This is a genomic window from Chitinophaga terrae (ex Kim and Jung 2007) (assembly GCF_900107795.1).
GTDB classification, from domain to species: domain Bacteria; phylum Bacteroidota; class Bacteroidia; order Chitinophagales; family Chitinophagaceae; genus Chitinophaga; species Chitinophaga terrae.
In genome coordinates, this window is record NZ_FNRL01000041.1 from 23,189 (window position 1) to 35,730 (window position 12,542).

9 protein-coding genes are annotated in these 12,542 nt (G+C 43.3%); 3 read left to right on the forward strand and 6 right to left on the reverse strand.

Going from position 1 to position 12,542, the window contains the following annotated elements:
- Positions 1 to 29: 29 nt before the first annotated feature.
- The 6 genes from BLV62_RS26495 to radA form a co-directional block, all read right to left on the reverse strand.
- Complete coding sequence (locus tag BLV62_RS26495; protein WP_089765935.1) at positions 30 to 1,493, reverse strand: PSP1 domain-containing protein; 1,464 nt, start codon at positions 1,491 to 1,493, stop codon at positions 30 to 32.
- 144 nt (positions 1,494 to 1,637) lie between these two features.
- Positions 1,638 to 2,777, reverse strand: coding sequence for a DNA polymerase III subunit (locus BLV62_RS26500; protein ID WP_089765918.1), 1,140 nt, complete (start codon positions 2,775 to 2,777; stop codon positions 1,638 to 1,640).
- Positions 2,778 to 2,808: 31 nt separating this feature from the next.
- Positions 2,809 to 3,348, reverse strand: coding sequence for a hypothetical protein (locus BLV62_RS26505; RefSeq protein ID WP_089765920.1), 540 nt, complete (start codon positions 3,346 to 3,348; stop codon positions 2,809 to 2,811).
- Between the two features lie 105 nt (positions 3,349 to 3,453).
- The gene (locus BLV62_RS26510) at positions 3,454 to 3,975 is read right to left on the reverse strand and encodes a glutathione peroxidase (protein ID WP_089765922.1); all 522 of its coding nucleotides are present in this window, start codon (positions 3,973 to 3,975) and stop codon (positions 3,454 to 3,456) included.
- Positions 3,976 to 4,066: 91 nt separating this feature from the next.
- Positions 4,067 to 4,753: a ComF family protein gene (locus BLV62_RS26515; protein WP_089765924.1), complete on the reverse strand. Its 687-nt coding sequence runs from the start codon at positions 4,751 to 4,753 to the stop codon at positions 4,067 to 4,069.
- A 13-nt stretch (positions 4,754 to 4,766) separates the two neighbouring features.
- The gene (gene radA, locus BLV62_RS26520; RefSeq protein WP_089765926.1) at positions 4,767 to 6,143 is read right to left on the reverse strand and encodes a DNA repair protein RadA; all 1,377 of its coding nucleotides are present in this window, start codon (positions 6,141 to 6,143) and stop codon (positions 4,767 to 4,769) included.
- A gap of 548 nt (positions 6,144 to 6,691) precedes the next feature.
- On the opposite strand from radA, the gene BLV62_RS26525 reads away from it, so the two are divergent.
- From BLV62_RS26525 to BLV62_RS26535, 3 genes are all read left to right on the forward strand, one after another.
- Positions 6,692 to 7,381 (forward strand): zinc metallopeptidase, encoded by a 690-nt coding sequence (locus tag BLV62_RS26525; RefSeq protein WP_089765928.1) that lies wholly within the window; start codon positions 6,692 to 6,694, stop codon positions 7,379 to 7,381.
- Positions 7,382 to 7,673: 292 nt separating this feature from the next.
- The gene (locus tag BLV62_RS26530) at positions 7,674 to 10,730 is read left to right on the forward strand and encodes a SusC/RagA family TonB-linked outer membrane protein (RefSeq protein WP_089765930.1); all 3,057 of its coding nucleotides are present in this window, start codon (positions 7,674 to 7,676) and stop codon (positions 10,728 to 10,730) included.
- Between the two features lie 47 nt (positions 10,731 to 10,777).
- Positions 10,778 to 12,154, forward strand: a complete 1,377-nt coding sequence (locus BLV62_RS26535; RefSeq protein WP_089765932.1) for a RagB/SusD family nutrient uptake outer membrane protein — start codon at positions 10,778 to 10,780, stop codon at positions 12,152 to 12,154.
- Positions 12,155 to 12,542 lie beyond the last annotated feature (388 nt).

Consider the following 12,542-nt stretch of genomic DNA (forward strand, 5'->3'; position numbering starts at 1 on the left):
GCAGCTTTCCTCTTTTTATTTCTTCCTGATTATTTGTTGTCTTTATCAGGTTGATTACTCTTTTGATGTTTGTGTTTATGCTTTGGATGGCGTTTTTCCTGCTGCTTAGGCTGTTGACCCTGGTTGCCTGATTGGTTTGGCTGTTGTTTGGGTTGTTGTCCTTGCTGCCTGTTGCCCTGTTCCTGTTTCGGCTGGTTACCCTGGTTGCCGGGTTTAGGACCATTGTTGTTGCCTCCCTGGCGTTGTTGCTGCGGGCGGGCTTCCTGTTTTTGTTTTTTCTCAGGTTGCCTGTTGTCCTGCTTCATTTTAGCAGGTTCATTTTTACCCTGGGCCTGCTTAGGCTCGTTGCCTTTTTGTTGCTTTTGTTTGTCTTTATCTTTCTGTTTGCGTTTCTGAGCAGTTTTTTCGAGAGATTTAAGACTGATCTGGCCTACTACATCTGCATATCCCAGGTCTGTTTCCTTAGGTTTGCTGGTAACAACTTCAACAGGTTTCAGGTCTTCCGGCCTGATGCCTTGTTTGTTAAGCAACTTGATCTCCTTAGCCCTCGTGATAGTCAGAGGGTATTGTTTGTTGCTTCCCTCGAACGAGTACCACATAAGGCTTTTGAAGATATCTCTTTTCTGAAGGTGAGCAGTACCTGCAGCGGTTTCGATGACATCGGCATCCTCGGGGAATTCTTTCAGTGCATCGAGGTAGGTATCCAGCTCGTAGTTCAGGCAGCATTTTAACCTGCCGCATTGGCCGGATAATTTAGCCTGGTTGATAGACAGGTTCTGGTACCGGGCAGCGGTAGTATTAACGCTTTTGAAGTCGGACAACCAGGTAGAGCAGCATAATTCGCGGCCGCAACTACCGATACCGCCTACTTTCCCGGCCTCTTGTCTGGCGCCTATCTGACGCATTTCAACTTTGGCCCTGAACTCAGAAGCATATACTTTAATAAGCTCACGGAAATCGACCCTGTCGTCTGCTGTGTAAAAGAACGTAGCTTTCCGGCCATCTGCCTGGATTTCCACTTCTGCAAGTTTCATTTCCAGGCCCAGGTTCCTGGCCAGGGCCCTGGATTTAATGAGTGCCTCCTTTTCCCGGGCTTTATTGTCACTCATTCTTTGAAGATCATCGTTCGTTGAACGGCGTAATATTTTCTTTATTTCGGGCGTGTCTTCTACACGTCTTTTCTTCATCTGTAGCTTTACCAATTCGCCTGTCAGGCTGATTGTTCCAACGTCAAATCCGCTTACCCCTTCTACAGTTACCATTTCTCCCTTATCAAAGGACTGTTTGGTAACATTTCTGAAAAAGTCTTTGCGGCTGCCGTTGTTAAAGCTAACTTCTACAATGTCAAATGGTGCTAAGCTATCTCCAAGGGGAATATTGGACAACCAATCAAATACATTCAGTCTGTTACAACCTCCTGTACTGCATCCTCCATTACTCTTGCATCCTGCTGGCTTACCATCCACACCCGTACCACATCCGGCACAAGCCATATTATTAATTAGTTTAAATTTTAGAAATAAGTATTTCAGGTTATACCAGTTCTTAAAATACATTTTTCCTTGTAGAAAAACAAAGAACGGAAGTAACAAAGATAGGGAAAAGCAGCTGATAAGCCCGCGAGAGGTCCATTCTTATTACAATACTGGTATAGGTTTCTTTTTAAATATATGTTGTAACTTGATAGATAATGCATGGAACAGTAACTTCCCGTTAGCATTTCGTTCAATATAATAACTGGCATTATTAAGCTCCTCGGCTATAGCCGCAAGTTGCTCGTGGTTGGCCAGTTTACTGAGCTTCGTGGCAAAGTCGATTTCTTCCGGCGAAAATCCCAACAGCGATTTATCAAGATATTGCAACCTGATGGTATGTTCTATCAGGTTAATAAAATACCGCAGGAACTGCTTCTGGTTCTCCCTACCCGTTTTGGCACTGGAAATAGCTTCAATCCATTCCTGTAAAGCTATCCTGTTGCCGGTGAACAGGTGGTTCAGCCAGTTTCTAAGGAGTTCGTGGTAATCATCTTCCGAGTTCCGGAGCAGGAACAAAGCTTCCCTGTAGTTCCCCAAGGCAATAGTTGCCAATTGCTGGGCTTTCTGGGCTGGCACCTGGTTTTTTTGTTCCAGTGCCTTGACCAGGTCTTCTTTCTGTATCCCACCCACTTTAACCAGGTGAGTCCTGGAAAGGATGGTGGCCAGGATCTGTTCCTGGTTTTCGGCCACCAGTATGAATAACGTGTTCTGGGGCGGCTCCTCTATCAGCTTTAAAAGCCGGTTTCCCTCGTTGCCCAGGTATTCGGGCATCCACATAAGAAGGATCTTATACCCGCTTTCAAAACTTTTCAGGTTCAGCTTATGCAGGATATCCTGGCATTCGCTGGCCGTAATATTTCCCTGTTTGTTTTCCGCCCCGATGAATTGCAGCCAATCGTAGGCATTGCCGTAAGGGTTGGCGCCGATGAACTCCCGCCATTCGTTTATATAATCCGTACTGATAGGTTTATCGCCCGATTTACGGGGAATAACCGGGTAGGAATAGTGAATATCCGGGTGGATGTATTGAGATGCTTTAACGCAGGCCGCACATTGCCCGCAGGCATCGGTGGCCTGTTTGTTTTCGCAAACAAGATATTGGGTGAAAGCTAAACCGATCGGTAATCCGCCTGCCCCTTCGGGAGCAACCAGGATCATGGCATGACTAAGCCTATTATTTTGAACTGATTGTACAAGTTGTTGCTTTACAGCACTTTGTCCTATGATTTCAGAAAACAGCATGTACGCAAGTTAATGAAAAGGGGCTATACTGTTAATTAAGTGGCGTGTAACAGGCATTCTCGAAGGTGCCATTGCCGGTCACTTCTCCATTTTGAGCTTTAAAGTAAAACTCTCCTGAAACCGTCTGCCTTTTGAGATTCATCCGGGTAAGTGTAATAGATGAACTGTCGGTTTCCAGGTAATCATACCCTCCGTTGTTTTTAAGGGCAACCACAACCAGACCATTGTTCTGTACTCCTTTTACGAAAGTATAGGTTTTAAGATGAAGACTGTCGTCTACCATTTTGGGATCTTCAAACATCCCGTCCCGAAGGTTGAAAATAATTTTCAGCGAGTCCGAAACGGCTTCGGTAGACATGTATTTAAAGCCCCCGGAATCGGTATGCTGGCGGAAAATGACGTTGCTTCTAAGTTGCAGAAGGCTCGACGAATTCTGCATGTTTACAATCATTTTCATGTTAGGGCAGGAAAGGGGAGGATTATCGTCTGTGTGTTGGCAGCCCGCAAAAGCGAAGAGGATCAGGAAAGCTGGAAATAGTACTTGTTGGTAGAAATTGGAGTTTTTTTTCATATAATGTTGCCAAAGTTTTAACAAAAGGCTGTAACGTCTCCCGGCCTTTCAAAGCCGGGAGATATTAGAATGTCTTGTTCAAGTTGGCAACAGGTTAGTTGAAAGCTATTTTTCTATAGCGGCAATTACTTCAGGAGCTTCTGGTTGTGTTTTTGGAGAAAACACAGCTACCAGGTTTCCTTTTTCATCTAAAAGATATTTCTGGAAATTCCAGGTAACTTCTGCAGGTTCAAAATGTTTGGCTTTGCTTTCTTCCACTAACCATTTATAGAGTGGATGAATATCACTTCCCTTTACAGAGATCTTTGCCGCCATTGGAAATGTAACGGCATACTCTTTTGTGCAGAATTCTTTTATTTCTTTGTTGCTTCCTGGTTCCTGGGAACCGAAGTTGTTGGCAGGGAAGCCTACGATCACCAGTTTATTCTGGTATTTTTTATATAATGCTTCCAGCCCTTTGTATTGGGGTGTGTTGCCGCAAAGAGAAGCGGTATTTACGATTAATACTTTTTTCCCTTTATACTTAGCGAAATCAATTTTACCTCCGTCAACTGCATCTACCTTAAAGTCATATAAATGAGAGGTGCTGAAAAGCATAAATATTGAAAGTATGGCAAGTCTGAACATCTTGGAGTTTTTTAAAGCATGATTAAATATAGCCGGTTCCGGCCATTAGTAAAGGTAGTAATACCAGTTGAAAAAAGGAAGTTTTTCATCCTCAATGCCAGGTGAAGGCCAGCGCGCAGATACTTACCCTCGCTTCCTGCGTCAGCAAAGCGTTTGCACAGGCTTCTGTAGTTGCGCCGGTAGTGATCACATCGTCGACCAGCAGTATATGTTTGTCTTTTAATGAAGAATTAACAGTAAAGATATCGGCCACATTCTGCCATCTTTCGGCCCTGCTCTTCCTGGTTTGGGTACTGGTAAACTGCCTTCGCAGAATCAGTTGGTTGTCAACCGGTTTCTTTATTACTTCCGCAATGCCTTTGCATAGCAGGGCCGATTGATTATAACCTCTTTCCTTTTCCCGGCGGGAGAAGAGCGGCACAGGAGCAAGCATATCTATTTCTTCCGCCCAGGTAGTTTGACTTAGAACCAGCCCCATTTGCCTGCCCATCCATAAAGCAACATCCTGTCGTTTTTTATATTTGAACAGGTGAATGAGTTGCCGCAGGGCCGAGGTATGATGATAATAATACACGGCAAAGGCATGCCCTGTATTTACCCGGCCTGTAAACAGCCTGGATACAGGGTTTTCGGTAAACTGTTCGAATCCTGTCCGGGGCAATGCCTCAATACAGCGGAAACATAAAAGGGTAGCGGCAGCGGGCAATTCGGCGCCGCATACTTCGCAGCAATGCGGATAGAATAGCTGCACCAGTGGCGTTAACAAACGGGTAAGCATAATGGAGAATTGGTTAGAACAAACGTTGATAAACTTCTTCTACTCTGCCAACAGCAATTACTTCGATCTGAAATTTACTGAAATCAATTCCTTTTTTGTTATAACGGGAGACGAAAATTTTTTCAAAACCAAGTTTCTCCGCTTCCGCGATCCTTTGTTCAATACGGTTAACAGCCCTGATCTCTCCACTCAATCCTACTTCTCCCGAGAAGCAAATTTTAGAAGGAATAGCTACATCTTCGTACGATGAAAGTAATGCGCAGAGCACCGAAAGATCGATAGCCGGATCTTCTACCCGGATACCGCCGGCGATATTGAGGAAAACATCTTTTACCCCAAAGTGGAATCCGCCTCTCTTTTCCAATACTGCCAGGAGCAGCTGCAACCTGCGCAGATCAAAGCCTGTTGCCGTTCTTTGCGGGGTGCCGTATACTGATTGGGTAACCAGCGCCTGCACTTCCACCAGCAATGGGCGCATGCCTTCCAGGGTGGCGGCAATAGCTACGCCGCTCAGGAGGTCTTCCCGCTGGGAAATAAGTATTTCAGAAGGATTGGTTACCTGCCGCAAACCTGTTCCTGTCATTTCGTAGATGCCCAGTTCGGCAGTAGAGCCAAAGCGGTTCTTGATAGTCCTGAGTATCCGGTATGCATAATGTTGGTCGCCTTCGAACTGTAATACCGTATCCACCATATGTTCCAGGACTTTAGGGCCTGCGATGGAGCCGTCTTTGGTGATGTGCCCGATGAGGAATACGGGGATATTGCTTTCTTTGGCAAAACGTTGCAATTCGGCGGTTGTTTCGCGTATCTGCGAAACGCTGCCGGGAGCAGATTCGATAAAGGGGGAATGCAAGGTTTGTATAGAGTCGACGATCACTAACTGTGGCTGCAGTTTTTTGATTTCCTGGAAGATGGTTTGAGTAGATGTTTCTGTTAACAGGAAGAACTGGTCGTTGGTGATCCTAATGCGATCTGCACGCATTTTTATCTGTTGTTCGCTTTCTTCGCCGCTGATGTAAAGCGTACGAATATGCTGAAGTTGCAGTGCATTTTGAAGGAACAAAGTAGATTTTCCGATACCAGGCTCTCCGCCTACTAATACGAGAGAACCGGCCACTATACCGCCTCCCAGCACCCTGTTCAGTTCATTGTCGGGGGTGAGGATACGTTCATCCTGCCGGATAGTAACATCTGCCAGGTTGATGATCTTTTGCGTACGTCCGTTGGCGTCATTGCTATTTTTCCAGTCCGGGATTTTTGAAGGAGCATCCTTCTGCACTTTTTCTTCAACAAAAGTATTCCACTCGCCGCAGCTTGGACATCTTCCATTCCATTTTGCTGCTTCATAACCACATTGCTGACAAAAAAAGGCCGTTCTTATTTTACTCATAAATTTTTAAAAGGATGGGTTACAAAGTAACAGGTTTTTTTCACGGTTGGATAAAAAAGGGGGGTAAAAACGAACTAAAAAGTCATAAAAAGAGAAAAGAGCCAAACGGAAGATTCCGTTGACTCTTTCTACTTACTAACCCATTAAATTCAGGTCTAAATTACAAAATGGCTTCAGAATAAAAAAGTTTATTTAATTGATGTGAATAACTTTTGACTGTTGATGCCAATCTTACAAAGTGGCTGCCAATGCCCGTTTCAGGCCGATTTTTTATCCAATATTACTTTCAATGACCCCTTCTAAAATGTTGATAGATAGAGGTGATGTTTATGATTTTTGTATATAAATTTTTTCTAATAAAATAAATTTTTATCAATGACAAATGAGCCTCTCCAAGGGGGAAAATTGTCCATTTTGTCAATATGGCAGTGTTAAATATTTTTTTTCATCAGGAAAAGGATGGGATGTCAGGGGAAGTGCTAAATAAAACTTAAAACGGGTGGATTGGAGAGGTATTTGTGCCTGCGTTAGGCATAATTTGAAAGACTATGACACCTGGAATTCTGTTTGTATCACTGATCTTTGTGGGGATCAGCATGCTTGTAAGCTATATTCTGAAAAGTAAGTTCCAGGCTTACAGCCAAATACCCACTTCTTCGGGTCTGACAGGACAGCAAATTGCTGAGAAAATGTTGAAAGACAATCAGATATATGATGTCCGCGTACAGGCGACCGAGGGTTTTTTATCCGATCACTATAACCCGGCCGATAGAACGGTAAACCTGAGCCCGGATGTTTATTATGGGGCTAACGTTTCAGCGGCGGCTGTGGCGGCTCACGAATGCGGGCACGCAGTGCAGCATGCGGCGGCTTATCCCTGGTTGGGGTTAAGATCCCGTTTGGTGCCTATTGTGCAGTTCAGCTCCAGCATTGTTTCCTGGGTTTTGTTGGGGGGGATATTGTTAATTAATGTATTCCCGCAGTTATTGCTGGGCGGTATTATATTGTTTGCCGCTACCACCTTGTTTTCGATCATTACCCTGCCGGTAGAGTTCGACGCTTCAAGACGCGCCCTGGCCTGGTTAGACAGAAGCCAGGTAATGAGGCCGGCCGAGCATGACAAAGCGAAGAATGCATTATGGTGGGCAGCAATGACTTATGTGGTGGCTGCATTGGCATCAATGGCGACTTTGTTCCAGTATATTTTAATATTTATGGGAGCGAGGAACAGGGACTAAAAAAAGCATATAAAAATAGGATCAAGATAAAAAGGGTGGCATATAGCCGCCTTTTTTTATATATGTACATTGGTACAAATGAGGAAAATTCATTTAATTCTTAACATTTTGTTAAAGAATTGAGAAATTATCTATATTTTTAAACCATGAAATTGAAGTAGCCGCTTTAGATTTCATTTTGTGTTTTTGCTTATGTTGTTAATATAGAATGCCCAAGAGTATTTAACCGAACAACCAAAATTTGTTTTTATTACTGCTGTCATTATAACTCAAAATCTAAACATTCAAAGCCATGTTGCGATTCTTTTCGATGGTGGGGATGTTGCTAATCCTAAGCATATTCTCGTTTGCCCAAGTTCAATTGACAGGTAAGGTTACAGATGCGAAAGACGGCTCTGCTTTACCTGGAGTAACTGTGAAGGTAAAAAACTCCAATGTAGGAACAATTACAGATGCTACAGGAACCTATCACCTATCAGTACCCTCAAAAGCTACCACTATAGTTTTTAGCTTTATAGGATTCGCTGACCAGGAGGTAGCCATAGCCGGACAATCTACTATTAACGCTGCTTTACAATCCGGTAATAAGGATCTGTCTGAAGTGATCGTTGTGGGTTATGGTACCCTTGCCAAGAGGGATTTAACAGGTTCGGTAACTAAAATTTCTGCTAAAGAAATCGAAAACCAGCCAATTTCAACATTTGAAACTGCTTTACAGGGTAAAGCTCCCGGTGTGGTGATCGAATCCGGTAGCGGTAAAGTTGGCCAGGCTATGAAGATCCGTATTCGCGGTACTTCTTCTATTTCCGCAGAAAGCCAGCCTTTATATGTAGTAGATGGGGTACCTATCGTATCTGCCCCTCAGGGCGATGTGAACAACGACCCTACAAACCCGCTCGCCGATATTAATCCTAACGATATTGAGTCAGTGGAAGTACTGAAAGACGCTTCTGCCTCCGCGATCTATGGAGCGAGAGCTGCTAACGGTGTTGTACTGATCACTACTAAAAGAGGTAAAGGCAACGACAAGACCAATGTTGATTTAAATCTCAGCACTGGTTGGGCAAAGCCTACTAAACTGAGAGGATTTCTGGATGCCAAAGAGTATGTTGAATTAGTACTCGAAGCAGCATCAAACGATGGTAAATATGCTTTTGCTCATCAGGATCCGGCGAATCCCCGTTGGACAACTGAACAGCAGGCCATTGACTATTACCAGAATCGTATGAAAAACAACCTGAAATCCCTTTCAGGTGGTAATGACGATTGGCAGACATATAAAACCAATACCAACTGGGAAAAACTGGCCTATCGCGATCAGGCCCATACTAACCAGGCAGATCTGTCAATCTCTGGCGGTAACGCTAAAACGAGGTTTTATGCTTCAGGAACTTACTCTGACCAAGAAGCGATCGTGATAGTGAACCGTTTTAAAAGATATGGAGGTCGCTTAAACCTTGAACATACCGCCAATGAAAAATTGTCTTTCGGTCTGAACCTTGGTGTTAGCCGTACAGAGCTGACCAGGGTTTCAACAGATAACGCTTTTTCTACTCCAGGTCAGATGGTGGCGCAACCGCCTATCACCAAGCCTTACGATGCAAACGGTGAGCCTGTCTACAAACCATTATACTATAATGCTTTAGTAGAAGCTAAATATGCAAAAGACCTTCAGGTAACTTTCCGTACTATCGGTAACGCCTATCTGAACTACAACTTTATACCTTCTTTATCTTTCCGTTCAGAAATAGGTGCTGATATTTACAACCTGACTGATGAGTCCTTCTTGGGTAAAGAAACTCAGGATGCCCGTGGTATCGGTAAAGGTTCTTCCATTTTTGATCAGAATGCTACTATCAACACCAACAACTATTTTACCTTTAATCCGCAACTGGGTACTGATCACAGCCTGTCACTGGTTGCCGGTATGAGTTACCTGCAAAACAGGTATAATGGTAACTGGGTAACGGGTGAAGATTATCCAACCAACGCTATAAAAAATGTTAGCGGTGCCGTAAATATTACAGGTGGTTCTTCCAACGTACAGGATTATGCATTCCTTTCTTATTTCTTCCGTGCTAATTACAATTATAAAAAGAAATATATAGCCTCCTTTAGCTTACGTTCTGATGGATCTTCACGTTTCGGTCCGGATAAAAGATACGGCCTGTTTCCTGCCGGATCATTGGGTTGGGTACTGTCTGAAGAGGATTTCCTGAAAGACAGCAAATGGGTTAATTACCTGAAACTCCGCGCAAGCTATGGTCTTACAGGTAACGCCGAAATTGGCAATAATAAATATCTGACCTTGTTACAGGTAAATAACTATCCTGGTTTGCCTGGTTTAAATGCTTTCCAGTTAGGAGATCCACGCTTACATTGGGAAAATACTTCACAAGTTGACGTAGGCCTTGAGTTTGGATTTTTTGATAACCGGTTAAGTGGTGAAGTTGATTACTATAATAAACAAACCACTGATCTGTTGCTGAGAGCTAACCAGCCATTGACTTCAGGATACCCTTATCTCTATACCAATGTTGGTAAAATGGAGAACAAGGGAGTTGAGATCATGCTGAGTTCAAAAAATATTGTAGGCAAAGATTTCAACTGGAGTACTACATTGAATTTGGCTTATAACAAAAACAAAGTTAAAGAGATCAATGGCCAGGTAGTGGAAAGCAGCGACAGGTTACAGCGTGCTGTTGAAGGCCAGCCGATCGGCGTGTTCTATATGCCAAAATATGCGGGTGTAGATCCTGACAATGGCGATGAGCTTTTCTATGATGCATCAGGAAAGAAAACCAACGATTATACACAGGCGGAATACCAGGTGGTTGGTAAATCAAACCCTGACTGGACAGGCGGTTTAACCAATACCTTTACTTATAAAGGATTTGATCTGAACATATTCTTCTCTTTTGTTGAAGGAAATAACATTTACAACCTTGCAGGTCAATACCAATCAATTGGTTTTGCAAACGGATTGGATAACCAAACCAAGGATCAGTTGAACAGGTGGCAGAAGAAAGGAGACATTACAGATGTTCCAAGGGTAGCTTATTACACCGGTGAAGCTCATGCTCCTTCTTCAAGATGGTTGTACGACGGTTCTTATATTCGTCTTAAAAACGTAACGCTTGGCTATAGCATACCTAAATCAGTGCTTTCACATATTAAGTTAAATGGTTTGAGAGTATATGTTGCAGGTTATAACCTGTGGACAAAGACCAAGTATATCAGCGATCCTGAAGTAAATACTTATACTCAGGGTAACATTGGTGGAGGTGTAGACTTCTATACTGTTCCTCAGGCAAAAACAATTACTGTAGGTCTTAATGTGAAGTTCTAGACTTTGCTTTAGTTTTTATTTGATCGCATTATCAAAAGCTATTCGAAATGAAATACGGAATAAAATATATCGGAGGTCTGTTGCTTGGTGCTACCATGTTGATTACGACCTCGTGTAACAAAAAACTGGACGTACTCCCAGGTACTCAGGTACCGACCGACCAGATCAAGAACGAAAATGACATCCAGGCTATCTTGTTTGGAGGCTATAAATCACTTCAGAACTATGACGGATTTGGAGAAAGGTTCCTGTTTGTTACAGATCTTTATACTAATAACAACGTGATTTATACTGGAACCTTCCAGAACTATGCAGATGTTTATAGCCAAACTGTGGCTGAAAACAGCACCATCGCTAGCGGTATGTGGGGTAATGCTTATGAAGGAATCAATGGAATGAACCTTGTATTAAGTCGCCTCGACCTGGTAAGTGACGCCAATAAAAAAGCAATAGAAGGCGAAGCTAAATTCATAAGGTCAGTATTCCTTTTTGAATTGGCGGGTATTTACGGGTTACCATATTCCAATGGTAATGTAACTACTAACCTCGCCGTACCTATCATGACCAAACCGGTTCTCTCAGGTGATGATCTTGGAGAAAGTAAAAAGCCAAGGGCGACAGTGGACGAGCTGTACAAACAGGTGATTGCTGATCTTAAGTTTGCCGCAGATAACCTGCCAGAAAGTTATGATACAAAGAAGGATATGGCAAGGGCTAATAAGTATGCTGCTCATGCATTTTTATCAAGGGTTTACCTGTCAATGGGAGATTACAAAAATGCTGCTGAAGAAGCCAATACTGTAATTGAATCAGGAGCTTATGCATTGGTGCCGGATTGGGCTAATGAATTTAACAATACTACTTTCTCTACTGAAGATATCTTTGCTATTCTTCAAACCAGCCAAAGCAACGCAGGAACCAGTAACAATGGCCTGGTTACTTTTTATAGCTTTGATCAAAGAGGAGAGGTATTGGTAGATCCTGCGTTCGTAGAGCTGTATGGGGATGGCGATAAGCGTAAAAGCTTTTACACAGTTCTGGATCCCGAAACCATGACCTCTAATAAGTGGAGAGACTTCTATGGCACTATCCCGGTTATCAGACTGGCAGAAATGTACCTGACTCGTGCGGAAGCCAATTTAAGGGGAGGCACAACTATTGGTGATACTCCGCTAAATGATGTGAATACTGTAAGAACAAGATCGAAAGCGGCTCCACTTACTACTGTAACTGCAGACGATGTGGTAAATGAAAGGAGGCTTGAATTATGTTTTGAAGGTGATGACTATTGGACAAACAAACGTCTGAAATTAAATTTAGGCCAGCTTGCCTATAATGCAGATAAGGCTGTTTTTCCAATTCCTTTGCGTGAACTGCAGGTTAATCCTTTGCTGAAGCAGAATAAAGGATATAGAGAAAAATAATAATATGATATCGAAAAAGGGCTGCCTCATACAGGGGCAGCCTTTTTTTATGTGTGCCAGGCATGTGTTATATCTCTAGGGTGCAAGTCCCGAATGCGCTTTGTAGTAGGAAGCATTAGCCAATAGCAAGGGTGTCCACTGTAAAGTGGAATCTGAAGGAAGCTGGCGGCAAACATCCGGGCCGACGAACAGAAACTGTATACAAGGCGGGGTTACAAGGGTGATGTTGCATAAGAAACAAAAACCCGATACTACACAGATTGTAACAACGTAAATGCAGCGGCTACATGGATGGAAAGCGATAACACTTACCCTGGGAGGCCCTGTTTTTTTTTACAGGGAGTCAGCCGAGGTCATAGTAGGCAGGGAAACGAGCCATCTCCCGAAG